This is a genomic window from Janthinobacterium sp. CG3 (assembly GCF_000344615.1).
GTDB lineage: Bacteria > Pseudomonadota > Gammaproteobacteria > Burkholderiales > Burkholderiaceae_D > Janthinobacterium.
In genome coordinates this window covers 4,260,898-4,274,189 of record NZ_KB467824.1, presented here as the reverse complement: position 1 = coordinate 4,274,189, position 13,292 = coordinate 4,260,898, and the positions used below count along the sequence as shown (strand labels likewise).

Annotated in this window: 11 protein-coding genes; 8 read left to right on the top strand and 3 right to left on the bottom strand. The window is 66.7% G+C overall.

All coding sequences use genetic code 11. From position 1 onward, the window contains the following. Positions 1 to 121: 121 nt before the first annotated feature. Complete coding sequence (gene metE / locus JANGC3_RS0118880) at positions 122 to 2,458, bottom strand: 5-methyltetrahydropteroyltriglutamate--homocysteine S-methyltransferase (RefSeq protein WP_017878049.1); 2,337 nt, start codon at positions 2,456 to 2,458, stop codon at positions 122 to 124. A gap of 126 nt (positions 2,459 to 2,584) precedes the next feature. Between metE and JANGC3_RS0118875 the strand changes: the two genes are divergently transcribed. From JANGC3_RS0118875 to JANGC3_RS0118845, 7 genes are all read left to right on the top strand, one after another. Next, entirely contained in the window at positions 2,585 to 3,493 is a 909-nt protein-coding gene (locus JANGC3_RS0118875) for a LysR family transcriptional regulator (protein ID WP_017878048.1), read from the top strand. A gap of 131 nt (positions 3,494 to 3,624) precedes the next feature. Continuing rightward, positions 3,625 to 4,155, top strand: coding sequence for a phasin family protein (locus JANGC3_RS0118870; RefSeq protein ID WP_017878047.1), 531 nt, complete (start codon positions 3,625 to 3,627; stop codon positions 4,153 to 4,155). Between the two features lie 115 nt (positions 4,156 to 4,270). Next, positions 4,271 to 5,449, top strand: coding sequence for an acetyl-CoA C-acetyltransferase (locus JANGC3_RS0118865; RefSeq protein WP_026133177.1), 1,179 nt, complete (start codon positions 4,271 to 4,273; stop codon positions 5,447 to 5,449). Positions 5,450 to 5,520: 71 nt separating this feature from the next. Continuing rightward, positions 5,521 to 6,261, top strand: coding sequence for an acetoacetyl-CoA reductase (gene phbB, locus JANGC3_RS0118860; RefSeq protein WP_026133176.1), 741 nt, complete (start codon positions 5,521 to 5,523; stop codon positions 6,259 to 6,261). 160 nt (positions 6,262 to 6,421) lie between these two features. Further along, positions 6,422 to 7,378: a prolyl aminopeptidase gene (gene pip, locus JANGC3_RS0118855; RefSeq protein WP_017878044.1), complete on the top strand. Its 957-nt coding sequence runs from the start codon at positions 6,422 to 6,424 to the stop codon at positions 7,376 to 7,378. Positions 7,379 to 7,502: 124 nt separating this feature from the next. Next, positions 7,503 to 7,943 carry a DUF2721 domain-containing protein gene (locus tag JANGC3_RS0118850; RefSeq protein ID WP_017878043.1) on the top strand — a complete coding sequence of 147 codons (441 nt, stop codon included), beginning with the start codon at positions 7,503 to 7,505 and terminating at the stop codon, positions 7,941 to 7,943. Positions 7,944 to 8,013: 70 nt separating this feature from the next. Beyond that, entirely contained in the window at positions 8,014 to 8,469 is a 456-nt protein-coding gene (locus JANGC3_RS0118845) for a hypothetical protein (RefSeq protein ID WP_017878042.1), read from the top strand. Positions 8,470 to 8,725: 256 nt separating this feature from the next. Here JANGC3_RS0118845 and JANGC3_RS0118840 read toward each other — a convergent pair whose 3' ends face one another. Then, positions 8,726 to 9,226 (bottom strand): SRPBCC family protein, encoded by a 501-nt coding sequence (locus tag JANGC3_RS0118840; RefSeq protein ID WP_157406740.1) that lies wholly within the window; start codon positions 9,224 to 9,226, stop codon positions 8,726 to 8,728. A gap of 240 nt (positions 9,227 to 9,466) precedes the next feature. Here JANGC3_RS0118840 and JANGC3_RS0118835 point away from each other — a divergent pair, with 240 nt between their 5' ends. Beyond that, a complete protein-coding gene (locus JANGC3_RS0118835; RefSeq protein WP_017878040.1) occupies positions 9,467 to 11,494 on the top strand; it encodes an NADPH-dependent 2,4-dienoyl-CoA reductase in 2,028 nt (675 codons plus the stop codon). Positions 11,495 to 11,550: 56 nt separating this feature from the next. Here JANGC3_RS0118835 and ybaL read toward each other — a convergent pair whose 3' ends face one another. Next, a complete protein-coding gene (gene ybaL, locus JANGC3_RS0118830; RefSeq protein ID WP_017878039.1) occupies positions 11,551 to 13,263 on the bottom strand; it encodes a YbaL family putative K(+) efflux transporter in 1,713 nt (570 codons plus the stop codon). Positions 13,264 to 13,292 lie beyond the last annotated feature (29 nt).

Below are 13,292 nucleotides of genomic sequence, written 5' to 3'. Positions count from 1 at the left end.
CAAAAAGGGCCGACGCGGCGTGCGATGTGCCCGTCCCACGCAAAAAGCCGGGGCGGCGCGCCGTTTGCGCGGCGCGCGGCCCCGGCGACATGCCGCCGGGCGGGTATTAGTTGGCGCTCACTTACATTGCGCGCATTTGCCGTGCGGCATCTACCATGTTGGCCAGCGCGGTTTCGGTCTCGGCCCAGGCCCGCGTTTTCAAGCCGCAGTCGGGGTTCACCCACAGGTGCGCCGGCGGGATCACGGCGCTGGCTTTTTGCAACAGGCGCACCATCTCGGCCGCGCTCGGCACCCGCGGCGAGTGGATGTCGTAGACGCCGGGGCCGATCTGGTTCGGGTAGGCGAACTGGCCGAAGCCGCGCAGCAACTCCATGTCGGAGCGGCTGGTTTCAATGGTGATGACGTCGGCGTCCATCGCGGCGATCTGCGGCAGGATGTCGTTGAACTCGGCGTAACACATGTGGGTGTGGATCTGGGTGGCGTCGGCGGCCACGCCGGCGGCCACGCGGAAGGCCCGGGTGGCCCAGTCGAGGTAGCCGTGCCACTGGCCGCGGCGCAGCGGCAAACCCTCGCGCATGGCCGGCTCGTCGATCTGGATCACGCCGATGCCGGCCTGTTCCAGGTCGGCCACCTCGTCGCGGATCGCCAGCGCGATTTGCAGCGCGGTGTCGGCGCGCGGCTGGTCGTCGCGCACGAACGACCATTGCAGCATCGTCACCGGGCCGGTCAGCATGCCCTTCATCGGCTTGGCGGTCAGGCTTTGCGCGTGCACGGTCCAGGCCAGCGTCATCGGCCGCGGCCGGGCGACGTCGCCGTAGATCACCGGCGGCTTGACGCAGCGCGAGCCGTACGACTGCACCCAGCCCTGGCCGGTGAAGGCGAAACCGTCGAGTTGCTCGCCGAAGTACTCGACCATGTCGTTGCGCTCGGCCTCGCCGTGCACCAGCACGTCCAGCCCCAGCGCCTCCTGGCGTTGCACGGCGTCGGCGATTTCGGCGCGCATGCGGCTGTCGTAATCCTGGCGGCTGAGTTCGCCGCGCTTGAAGGCGGCGCGGGCGGCGCGGATCGCCGCCGTCTGCGGGAAGGAGCCGATGGTCGTGGTCGGGAAGGCCGGCAGGCGCAGGCGCGCCTGTTGCGCGCCCTGGCGCTGCGCGAAGGCGGACTGGCGCTGGTCGGCGCGCGGCGCCAGCGCGCGCAGGCGGGCGGCGACGTCGGCGCGGTGCACGCGGGCGCTGGCGCGGCGCCCGGCCACGGCGGCGCGGCCGGCGTCCATGGCGAACCCGAGCGCGCCGGCCGCGTCGGCGCCGTCCAGCGCGCCCTTGAGCAGCGCCAGTTCGGCCAATTTTTCGGTGGCGAAGGCCAGCCAGGACTGGATTTCCGGGTCCAGCCGGGTTTCCGCCGCCAGGCTGAACGGGACGTGCAGCAGCGAGCAGGACGGCGCCAGCCACAGCGCGCCGCCGCGCTTGGCCAGCAGCGGCGTGAGCGCGGCCAGCGCCGCGTCGAGGTCGCTACGCCAGACGTTGCGGCCGTCGACGATGCCGATCGACAGCACCTTGTGGGCGGGCAGCCAGTCGCACACGCTGACCAGCTCGTGGGCGGCGCGCACGCCGTCGACATGCAGGCCGGCCACCGGCAGGCGGCAGGCCAGGCTGAGGTTTTCCTCCAGCGGCGCGAAGTAGGTCGCCAGCAGTAGCTTGACGCCGACCTGGTTCAACTGCCAGTAGCTGCTTTCAAAAGCGGCGCGCCAGGCCGGCGGCAGGTCGAGTCCGAGGATGGGCTCGTCTATTTGCACCCACTCGACGTTGACTTGCTTGAGGCGGTCGAGCAGGGCGCCGTACACCGGCAGCAATTGTTGCAGCAGCGACAGGCGCTCGAAGCCGGGCGCGCCGCGTTCCTTGCCCAGCCACAGGAAGGTCAGCGGCCCCAGCACGACGGCCTTGACGGCGTGGCCCAGCGCCTGCGCCTCGGCCACCTCGGCGAACAGGCGCTCGCAGGCCAGCGAGAACTGGGTTTCCGGCGTGAACTCGGGCACCAGGTAGTGGTAATTGGTGTCGAACCACTTCGTCATTTCCAGCGCGTGGCTGGCGCCGTGCCGGTGCTCGGCGGCGCCGCAGCCGGCGTCGCAGGCGCCAGCGTCGCCGCCGCCATCACCGCGCGCCATCGCGAAGTAGCGCGCCAGCGGCGCCTGGGCGGCGTCGAAGCCGAAGCGCGCCGGTTCGCAGCCGAGCAGCTGGATGTGGTTGGCGACCTGGTCGTAGAAGGCGAAGTCGCCGACGCTGACCCAGTCCAGGCCGGCTTCTTGTTGCAGCGCCCAGTGGCGCGCGCGCAGTTGGCGGCCGACCGCTTCCAGGCCGTCGACGCTGAGTTCGCCGCGCCAATGCTGTTCCAGCGCCACTTTCAATTCGCGGTTGGCGCCGATGCGCGGGAAGCCGAGGGTATGGGTATTGATCGTAGTCATGGTGTCATTGAGATTTAATATTGGTGGGCTAGAGTGTGCGGTAAACTGCTCTATAATCAAAACGAAACATTTTGCCGTTTCGCATGAAAAATATTCATACACCTACCTGAGATTGCCACCCCGCCCATGCTAGAACTGCGCCATTTGCGTACCCTGAGCGCGCTGCGCTCCGCCGGCAGCCTGGTGCGCGCCGCGCAATTGCTGAACCTGACCCAGTCGGCGCTGTCGCACCAGATCAAATTGCTGGAGGAGCGCTACGGCACCCCGCTGTTCGAGCGCAAGTCGATGCCGATCGGCTTCACCGCCACCGGCGGGCGCCTGTTGCAACTGGCCGACCTGCTGTTGCCCGAGATCGAGCAGGCCGAGCGCGACCTGGCCCGCCTGTCGCAGGGCGACCGGGGCACGCTGCGCGTGGCGCTCGAATGCCACACCTGCTTCGACTGGCTGATGCCGGTGATGGACGCGTTCCGCCAGCGCTGGCCGGAGGTCGAGATCGACCTGGTGTCGGGCTTCCACAGCGAGCCGGCCGAGCTGCTGCGCAGCGGCGCCGCCGACCTGGTGATCGGCTCGCACTACGGCCCCGACTTCGCCACCTTCCCGCTGTTCCGCTTTGAAATCCTGGTGGTGATGGCGCAAAAGCACCGCTTGCAGGCGCGCCGCCGGCTGGCGGCGCGCGACTTCGCCGGCGAAACCCTGATCACCTACCCGGTGCCGGAGCAGCGCATCGACCTGATCCGCGAAGTGCTGCGCCCGGCCGGCGTCGAGTTCGAGCGCCGCACCGCCGAACTCACCGTCGCCATCCTGCAACTGGTGGCGAGCCGGCGCGGCGTCGCCGCGTTGCCGAACTGGGCCATCAAGAACTACGTCGACTACGACTACGTGGTGGCGCGCCCGGTCGGCGAGCACGGCCTGTGGAGCGACCTGTTCGTCTCGGTCTCGGCGGCGTTCAGCGAGAAAGCCTATGTGCGCGATTTCGTCGGCGTGATCCGCGAGCAGTGCGCGCTGACCCTGGACGGCATTAAATTATTGTCGTGACAATTGGAGACTGTTTTAAGTGATCAAGTTGATATGCTTGATAAAAATCAAGTGGCTTACCGGACGGGGCGCTTACAGTGGAATGCTAGGCGGCGCAACACGGCAACGCTATTTACTTGACGAGGATTTCCATGTTTGCTCTTTCCGAACAACTGACACGCGCCGGCAAAGCCGTGCTGGACGCCCAATTGGCGAGCGCCAGCGCCTTCGCCGAGGCCGCGTTTGACAGCGGCGTGACAGTGGTCGATCTGAACGTGGACGCGGTGCGCACCGCGCTGGCCGCCACCACCGTGGCGGCCGGGCAATGGATGGCGGTGCGCAGCCCGCAGCAGTGGTTCAGCGCCGCCAGCGCCCAGTCGCGCCTGGCGCTGGACCGCGCCAGCGCGTATGGCCGCCAGGCCGGCGACATCGCCCAGGGCGCGCAAGCCAGGCTGGCCGCCGTGGCGCACAAAGAACTTGCGGTTTCGAAACAAAAAGTAGGCGAACTTGTCGATGTCGTCAAGCAAACCCCGGACGCCGTTGCCACCCCAATAAATAGTTTTTTGAAAAGCGCTTTCGTTAACGTCCATGAAGCGTATGATAAAACCACGCACGCCGGGCACGCCCGCGCGGAAGCGGCGCCGGCCGACACGGCCGACGTGCGCCAGCGCGGCGCCAACTGAAGCGAACGCGGGCGCCGCGCCGCGGTGGCGTAGTGACTTATGGTAGTGTAGTTGGTAGAGCTTTATGGCGAGTGTTTACTTAACCTGACCATCGGTCAGCAAATCGGAGAAACAAATGGAAGATGTTGTTATCGTGGCCGCAGGCCGTACCGCAGTGGGTAAATTCGGCGGCAGTCTGGCCAAGATCCCGGCGTCCGAACTGGGCGCCCATGTGATCAAGGGCTTGATGGCCCAAACCGGCATCGACGCCAACCTGATCAGCGAAGCCATCCTGGGCCAGGTACTGACCGCCGGCGTCGGCCAAAACCCGGCGCGCCAGGCCGTCATCAAGGCCGGCCTGCCGTCCGGCATTCCCGCCTTCACCATCAACAAGGTGTGCGGCAGCGGCTTGAAAGCCACCCACCTGGCGACCCAGGCGATCAAGTGCGGCGACGCCAACATCATCATCGCCGGCGGCCAGGAAAACATGAGCGCCTCGCCGCACGTGATGAACGGTTCGCGCGACGGTTTCCGCATGGGCGACTTCAAGATGGTCGACACCATGATCGTCGACGGCCTGTGGGACGTCTACAACCAATACCACATGGGCATCACCGCCGAGAACGTCGCGAAGAAATACGACATCTCGCGCGCCGCCCAGGACGAGTTCGCGCTGCAGTCGCAGCTGAAGGCGGAAGCGGCGCAAAAAGCCGGCAAGTTCAAGGATGAAATCCTGCCGCTCGACATCGTCAGCAAAAAAGGCACCGTGGTGTTCGACAACGACGAATACGTCAAGGCCGGTTCGACGCTGGAATCGCTGGCCGGCCTGCGCCCGGCCTTCTCGAAGGACGGCAGCGTCACCGCCGGCAACGCCTCCGGCCTGAACGACGGCGCCGCCGCCGTCGTCATGATGTCGGCGTCGGAAGCGAAAAAGCTCGGCTTGAAGCCGCTCGCCCGCATCAAGGCCTACGCCTCGTCGGGCCTGGACCCGGCGCTGATGGGCATGGGACCGGTGTCGGCCAGCCGTCTATGCCTGAAAAAAGCCGGCTGGACGCCGCAAGACCTGGACTTGATGGAAATTAACGAGGCGTTCGCGGCCCAGGCCCTGGCGGTGAACAAGGAAATGGAGTGGGACACCAGCAAGATCAACGTCAACGGCGGCGCCATCGCCATCGGCCATCCGATCGGCGCGTCCGGCGCCCGCATCCTGGTGACGCTGATCCATGAAATGATACGGCGCGACGCCAAGAAGGGCCTGGCGGCCCTGTGCATCGGCGGCGGTATGGGCGTGGCGCTGGCGATCGAGCGCGATTAATCGGTCGGCGCCAGCGGCGTAATGCAGTCTGAGATGCTTTTTGTGGCAAGACGAAAACTTAGGGGATAAATATGGCAAGAGTTGCATTAGTAACCGGCGGTATGGGTGGTTTGGGCGAAGCGGTGTGTTTCAAGCTGGCGGCGCTGGGCTATCGTGTGGTCACCACTTATTCACCGGGCAATCCGAAGGTGGCGGAGTGGCTGGCCACGACCCGCGATATGGGTTACGACTTCAAAGCGTACCCTTGCGACGTGGCCGACTACGATTCCGCCCAGGCTTGCGTGGCGGCGGTGGAAAAGGAAATCGGCCCGGTCGACGTGCTGGTCAACAACGCCGGTATCACGCGCGACATGACGTTCAAGAAGATGGACAAGCCAAACTGGGACGCCGTCATGGCCACCAATCTGGACTCCGTGTTCAACATGACCAAACCGGTCTGCGACGGCATGGTTGAGCGCGGCTGGGGCCGCATCATCAACATTTCCTCCGTCAACGGCCAGAAGGGCGCCTTCGGCCAGACCAACTATTCGGCCGCCAAGGCCGGCATGCACGGTTTCACCAAGGCGCTGGCGCTGGAAGTGGCGCGCAAGAACGTCACCGTCAATACCATATCGCCGGGCTACATCGGCACCAAGATGGTGATGGCGATTCCGCAGGAAGTGCTCGACACCAAAATCATCCCGCAAATCCCGATGGCGCGCCTGGGCAAGCCCGAGGAAGTGGCCGGCCTGGTGGCCTATCTGGCATCGGACGAAGCCGCTTTCGTTACCGGCGCCAACATCTCGATCAACGGCGGCCAGCACATGTCGTAGGGGTGTAACCGCGTTGTTACCGCGTTGTTACCGCGCTGTGACGGCGCACTGAGCGATCGACAGCACCGCCTTCGGGCGGTTTTTTTTTGGGCGCGCGGCTTTTTCCGCCCGCCGCGGCATATTTCGCTACAATCGAACTCCACACCCAACAAGGACTGCCATGCCCGACGCGCTGTCACCGCTGTTTCCGCCCACGCTGCCGAACCAACACGGCATGCTGGCGGTTGACGACCTGCACACGATTTACTGGGAAGAGTGCGGCAATCCCGACGGCGTGCCGGTGTTGTTCCTGCATGGCGGCCCCGGCGCCGGCCTGTCGCCGCAGCACCGGCGTTTTTTCGATCCGCGCTATTACCGGGTGATCCTGTTCGACCAGCGCGGCGCCGGCAAGTCGACGCCGCTGGGCGAGTGCCGCAACAACACCACCCAGTTGCTGGTCGAGGACATCGAAGTGCTGCGCGCCAAGTTCGGCATCGCCAAGTGGCTGGTGTTCGGCGGCTCGTGGGGCTCGACGCTGGCGTTGGCGTACGGCCAGGCGCACCCGCAGGCCTGCCTCGGCTTCGTGTTGCGCGGCATTTTCCTGTGCACCCGGGCCGAAATCGACTGGTTCCTGCACGACATGCGCTGGTTCTACCCCGAGCTGTACGAGGAATTCATCGCGCCGATCCCGCCGGACGAGCGCGGCGACCTGCTGGGCGCCTACACCCGGCGCTGCCTGAGCGACGACCCTGCCGTGCATTTGCCGGCTGTGCGCGCCTGGAGCCGCTTCGAGGGACGCCGCTCCTACCTGCTGCCGCAGCCCGAGGAGGCGTCCAACGACGCCTTCGACCTGGGCCTGGGCCGGCTCGAGGCGCATTACATGAGCAACCTCGGCTTTTTCACCGACGACCAGCTGATCCGCGACGTCGGCCGCATCGCCCACCTGCCGGCGCTCATCGTGCAGGGGCGCTACGACGTCATCTGCCCGCCGCTGTCGGCGCACCGCCTGCACCAGGCCTGGCCCGGCGCGCACCTGAAAATGATCGCCGACGCCGGCCACGGCGCGCTGGAAAGCGGCATCGCGGCGGCGCTGGTGGCGGCCACCGAGCAGTTCAAACGCAAGGGCCGCTTCGACTAAGCGGGCGCGCAGCCGGCACGCCGCCCACTGCAAGGACAGCGGCGGCCAGGGTATTTCAGCGCCGCGGCCTGCCGGGCTGCTACACTACAGCCTACGCGGCACAGCATCGACGATAAAGTTTTCTATGAATATTCACGTTGGCGACATCGGCCACATCATCCAACTGGCGATCGCGCCGGTGTTTTTGCTCACCGGCGTGTGCACCAACTTAATGGTGCTGACCAACCGGCTGGCGCGCATCATCGACCGTTCGCGCGTGTTGGAGGACCGGCTCGACATCGGCTATAACGAAACCTATATGGCCGAGCTGGACACGCTGTACCAGCGCAGCCACCTGATTAACTACTCGATCACCCTCAGCACCGCCTGCGGCCTGCTGATTTGCCTGGTGATTGCGATGCTGTTCGCCGGCGACACCCTGAACGTCGTGCTCGACAAATACATCGCGGCGTTTTTCGTCGCGGCGATGCTGACCCTGATCGGCAGCTTCGTGTATTTGCTCAGCGAAATTTTCATCGCCTCGAAAGCCATGCGCACCCGGCGCCACGTTCGCATCCACAGCTAGTGCCGCCGCGGCGCGGCGCCACCGGGACCGTAACGTATTCCGCCACCATTTTGATTATATTGAGTTAAGCATGCACGATTACAAACGCCCCCCGACCCTGCACCGCTACGGCCAGCGCAGCGACCTCGAACTGGCGCTCACCCTGGGGCAGTTCCGCCTGACCCCGGCCGCCAACTGCCTGACCTTGAGTTTTTCCCAGGCCTGGGACAAGAAATTGTTCGACCTGTTCGCGCCGGCCGACTGCTGCCTGATCATCCACAACACCGAGGAGTTCGGCGAGCGCCTGCACCGCGCCGTGCAGCGCGCGCTGCCCAGCTGGGCCGGCATCGACGGCGCCGTCGAATACGGCGTGCGCGCCGCGCTGGGCGCGGCCTTCAGCAAATCGGGCCCGGAGGCCGCCGAGCAGGAATGGCTGTTCGCCTGGCGTTCGATGCAGACCCAGGCCAGCCTGAACCCGGTGCTCGTCAAGATCGGCAACCTGGAAAACTTCGCCGAACTGCGCGACCGCGACACCTATCTGGCCTGAGCGCCCCTGGCGGGCCGGCGGCGCTGGAAACCAAGCGGCGGCAAAGAGCCGGGGTCAAACCCCGATGCGGCGCAGTGAAGGCTTTTCCTAGGTCGGGTTAGCCGGAACGGCGTAACCCGACTGGCGTCGGCGGCGGCCCGGCGTCGGATTACGCCGTCGCTCATCCGACCTACGCAAGCTTAACTGAGCGGCATCGGGGCCAGGCCCTGCGGTTAGGCCCCTGGTTTGAACGATTTCAACGCCGCAGCCCGCGGCGTCACTGCTCGCGCCGGCTGTCGAGCCGCGCCAGCACCGCGCCGAGCATGCGCTCGATGTCGCCGCGGATGATCTGCGTGCCGAGCATCCCCGGCACGTAGAAGTTCGGGCTCATTTTGCCGCTGTAGAGCACCCGCGTGCCGCCCGTTTCGTGCAGCGGCACCAGTTCCCAGCGCGATTCGTAGTGTTTCATGTCGCCCGAGATCAGCGAGATGTCGATCGACGACATCGGATTTTCGGTGGCGCGCACGATCAGGTGGATCGATTTCGCCATGAACAGGAAGCGCGCCGTGCCGAACTGCTCGACGACCACCTCGTTGCCGTTGCGCGACAGGACCCGGCACGAGGCCAGGTCCGGCACGAACTCGTTCATGCGGTCGTAGGTCGTCAGCACCCGCCACACCGTGGCCGGCGGCGCCTGTACCGTGCCACTGGCCTCCACCTCGTACATATGCAAGGTGTCCAGATCCACGCGCCGCACCGACACGTCCAATTTTGGCATCTCCAGTTTGGGCGCCTGCGCCGGCGCCGCTCCGGCGCAAAGCAGCAGCAGGCAAAGGATAAGAGGCTCGATTCGTTGCTTCATTCGCCCAGCGTAAGGGAAAGGGTGGCAGAATACAAGGCTTGTGCCCTCTGCTTACAAAATAGGCAGCGCCGGAGTTTAGAACCCCGGGTCTAGAGAATTAGGTTTTAATGCCGTTAGCCGCAGCCGCGCGCTTCCGTCACCACACCAAAAATTATAATGACCACCTATCCGCACCTGCTCGCCCCCCTCGACCTCGGTTTCACCACGCTGCGCAACCGCGTCATCATGGGCTCGATGCACACCGGCCTGGAGGACCGCTTCTACAATTACGGCAAACTGGCGGCCTTCTACCGCGAACGCGCCCGCGGCGGCGTCGGCCTGATCGTCACCGGCGGCATTTCGCCGAACCGCTCCGGCTGGCTGCTGCCCTTCGGCGGCACCGTCAACTGGCTCGGCGACGTGCTCAACCACCGCAAGGTCACCAGCGCCGTGCACCAGGAGGGCGGCAAGATCCTGATGCAGATCCTGCACGCCGGCCGCTACGGCTACCAGCCCTTCGTGGTCTCGGCGTCGGCCAAGAAGTCGCCGATTTCGCCGTTCAAACCGCGCGCGCTCAGCGAAGCCGGCATCGAGGGCACCATCCGCGACTACGCGCGCTGCGCCAAGCTGGCCAAGCGCGCCGGCTACGACGGCATCGAGGTGATGGGCAGTGAAGGCTATCTGCTGAACCAGTTCCTGTGCGCCCGCACCAACCTGCGCACCGACCGCTGGGGCGGCAGCATCGAGAACCGCATGCGCCTGCCGGTGGAGATCGTCAAGCGCATCCGCGCCGCCGTCGGCCCCGACTTCATCATCATGTACCGCCACTCGCTGCTCGACCTGGTCGACGGCGGCAACACCTGGGACGACGTGGTGGCGGTGGCCAAGGCGCTGCAGCAGGCCGGCGTGACCATTCTCAACACCGGCTTCGGCTGGCACGAAGCGCGCGTGCCGACCATCGTCACCTCGGTGCCGCGCGGCGCCTTCGCCAGCGTGGCCGGCCGGCTGCGGCGCGAAGTGACGATTCCGGTGGTGGCCTCGAACCGCATCAACATGCCCTTCGAAGCCGACGACATCCTGGCCCGCGGCGACGCCGACCTGGTGTCGATGGCGCGGCCCTTCCTGGCCGATCCGCACTTCGTCGCCAAGGCCGCCGGCGGCCGCGCCGACGAGATCAACACCTGCATCGGCTGCAACCAGGCCTGCCTGGACCACACCTTCGCCAACCAGCGCGCCACCTGCCTGGTCAACCCGCGCGCCTGCAAAGAGACCGAACTGGTGTTCAGCAAGAAGGCCAGGGCGCGCAAGGTCGCCGTGGTCGGCGCCGGCCCGGCCGGCCTGTCGGCGGCGACCGCCGCGGCCGAATGCGGCCACGCCGTCACGCTGTACGACTCCAGCGACAGCGTCGGCGGCCAGTTCAAGATCGCCATGCAGATTCCCGGCAAGGAGGAGTTCGGCGAAACCATCCGCTACTTCCGCCGCCAGCTCGACCTGCTGGGCGTGACGCTCAAGCTGGGCCAACGCGTCACGCGCGACGAATTGCTGGCCGGCGGCTACGACGACGTCATCGTCGCCACCGGCATCAAGGTGCGCAAGCCGCCGATTCCCGGCATCGACCATCCCAAGGTGCTGTCCTACCTGGACGTGTTGCTGCACAAGGTCGCGGTCGGCAAACGCGTCGCCATCATCGGCGCCGGCGGCATCGGCTTCGACGTCGGCGAATACCTGTTGCACAACCCGGGCCACGCGCTGCCGGTGGCGCTCGCCGACTGGACCGCGGAATGGGGCGTCGACCTGAACGCCAGCAGCGGCGGCGGCCTGGTGGCGCAGCAGCCGTTCGAGCCGCAGCGGCAGATTTTCCTGCTGCAGCGCAAAACCACGAAGGTCGGCGCCGGGCTGGGCAAGACCTCCGGCTGGGTCCACCGCGCCACCCTGGGCCGCAACGGCGTGCTGATGATGAGCGGGGTCCAGTACGACAGGATCGACGACCACGGCTTGCACATCACCGTCGGCGGCGAACAGCGCCTGCTGTCGGTCGACCATGTCGTCGTCTGCGCCGGCCAGGACAGCCTGACGGAGCTGATGCCGGCCGAGCCGCCGGCCGGCGGCCCGCGCTTCCACAAAATCGGCGGCGCCGCGCTGGCGGCCGAGCTGGACGCCAAGCGCGCCATCCGCGAGGGCGCCGAGCTGGCCGCCAGTCTGTAAGGCCGGCGGCGGATTTGTAAACCAGAGGCGTCACCCGGCGCGCGGCCGGTTCAGGCTCAATGCGCGTTGCCGTCCTTCTTGTTCGCCTCGAACACGTCGAGCACGTGCTGCGCCATGCCGTTGGCCAGTTCCTGCTCGCCGATGAAGACCTTGCCGGCGCGCTCGCTGCGCAGCAGCTCGGCCTCTTCCTCGTTGTCGGTCCGCACCACGCTGTGGATCCGCGGATTGAGCGCGCGCGCCGTCTCGATCATCGCGCGCACGTGGAAGCTGTCCGGCGTGGCGATCACCAGCATCGTCGCGTGCGTGATGTGGGCCTGGATCAGCACCGACGGCTCGCCGGCGTTGCCGGCCACCGCCGGTATGCCCTGCTTGCGCAACTGGTCGACGATGTCGCGGTTTTGCTCGGCCACCACGAAGTGGATGCCGCGCGCCGTCAGCGTTTCGGCGATGCGCCGGCCGACCCGGCCGTAACCGACCAGCACCACCTGGCCCGACAGCTTGCTCTGGTCGACCGATATCGGCAGCTCGGCCAGCGGGTCGGCCGGGCGCTCGAACTTGCGCGCCGTGTCGCCGCCGCCGATCCAGCGCAGCAGCGGCCGGGTGGCGGTAAACAGCAGCGGGTTGAGGGCGATCGACAGGATCGCGCCGGCCAGGATCAGGCTCTGGCCCTCGTGCGGCATCAGGCCCAGGGAAATGCCCAGCGCCGCCAGGATGAAGGAAAATTCGCCGATTTGCGCCAGGCTGGCCGAGACGACCAGCGCGGTCTTGAGGGGGTAGCGCAGCGCCACCACCAGCAGGAAGGCGGCGATGGATTTGCCGAAGATGATAATGGCGCACACCAGCAGCACGCGCAGCGGCTGCTCGACCAGGATGGACGGCTCGAACAGCATGCCGACCGAGACGAAGAACAGCACCGCGAAGGCGTCGCGCAGCGGCAGCGATTCCTGCGCGGCGCGGTGGCTCAACTCCGATTCGCGCAGCACCATGCCGGCGAAGAAGGCGCCCAGCGCGAAGGACACGCCGAACAACTCGGTCGAGGCGTAGGCGATGCCGACGGCGGCGGCCACCACGCACAGCGTGAACAGCTCGCGCGAGCCGGTGCGCGCGACCTGCCACAAAATCCACGGGAACAGGCGGCGCCCGACCACCAGCATGAAGACGACGAAGCCGGCCACCTGGCCGAAGGTGACGGCCAGCGTCTGCCACAGGCTGACGCCGGCGTTGGCCGGATCGACGCTGCCGCCCAGCGCGCCGGCCAGCGGCGGCAGCAGCACCAGCACCAGCACCGTGACCAGGTCCTCGACCACCAGCCAGCCGACCGCGATGCGGCCGTTGAGAGAATCGAGGATGCCGCGCTCCTCCAGCGCCCGCAGCAGCACCACCGTGCTGGCGACCGACAGCGCCAGGCCGAATACCAGCCCGCCGCCTATGCTCCAGCCCCAGAAATGGGCCATGCCCATGCCCATCGCGGTGGCCACGCCGATCTGCAGGATGGCGCCGGGCAGGGCGATGCGGCGCACGTCCCACAGGTCGTCGAGCGAGAAGTGCAGGCCGACGCCGAACATCATCAGCATCACGCCGATCTCCGCCAGTTGCCCGGCCAGCGCGGTGTCGGCGACGAAGCCCGGCGTGGCCGGCCCGATGACGATGCCGGCGGCCAGATAACCTACCAGCGCCGGCAATTTCATGCGCGTGGCGATGAAGCCGAAAACGAGGCCAAACCCGAGGGCGGCGGCGATGGTGGTGATCAGGCTGATGTTGTGGGGCATGCGTGGGCGGATCCCTATATGGCGATGGA

What these genes read in the sequence shown, in the direction of transcription:
- ybaL (WP_017878039.1), bottom strand. Translation starts at nt 13,263, where the DNA reads ATGCCCCACAACATCAGCCTGATCACCACCATCGCCGCCGCCCTCGGG.
- phbB (WP_026133176.1), top strand. Translation starts at nt 5,521, where the DNA reads ATGGCAAGAGTTGCATTAGTAACCGGCGGTATGGGTGGTTTGGGCGAA.
- JANGC3_RS0118865 (WP_026133177.1), top strand. Translation starts at nt 4,271, where the DNA reads ATGGAAGATGTTGTTATCGTGGCCGCAGGCCGTACCGCAGTGGGTAAA.
- JANGC3_RS0118835 (WP_017878040.1), top strand. Translation starts at nt 9,467, where the DNA reads ATGACCACCTATCCGCACCTGCTCGCCCCCCTCGACCTCGGTTTCACC.
- JANGC3_RS0118840 (WP_157406740.1), bottom strand. Translation starts at nt 9,226, where the DNA reads ATGCCAAAATTGGACGTGTCGGTGCGGCGCGTGGATCTGGACACCTTG.
- JANGC3_RS0118845 (WP_017878042.1), top strand. Translation starts at nt 8,014, where the DNA reads ATGCACGATTACAAACGCCCCCCGACCCTGCACCGCTACGGCCAGCGC.
- pip (WP_017878044.1), top strand. Translation starts at nt 6,422, where the DNA reads ATGCCCGACGCGCTGTCACCGCTGTTTCCGCCCACGCTGCCGAACCAA.
- JANGC3_RS0118850 (WP_017878043.1), top strand. Translation starts at nt 7,503, where the DNA reads ATGAATATTCACGTTGGCGACATCGGCCACATCATCCAACTGGCGATC.
- JANGC3_RS0118875 (WP_017878048.1), top strand. Translation starts at nt 2,585, where the DNA reads ATGCTAGAACTGCGCCATTTGCGTACCCTGAGCGCGCTGCGCTCCGCC.
- JANGC3_RS0118870 (WP_017878047.1), top strand. Translation starts at nt 3,625, where the DNA reads ATGTTTGCTCTTTCCGAACAACTGACACGCGCCGGCAAAGCCGTGCTG.
- metE (WP_017878049.1), bottom strand. Translation starts at nt 2,458, where the DNA reads ATGACTACGATCAATACCCATACCCTCGGCTTCCCGCGCATCGGCGCC.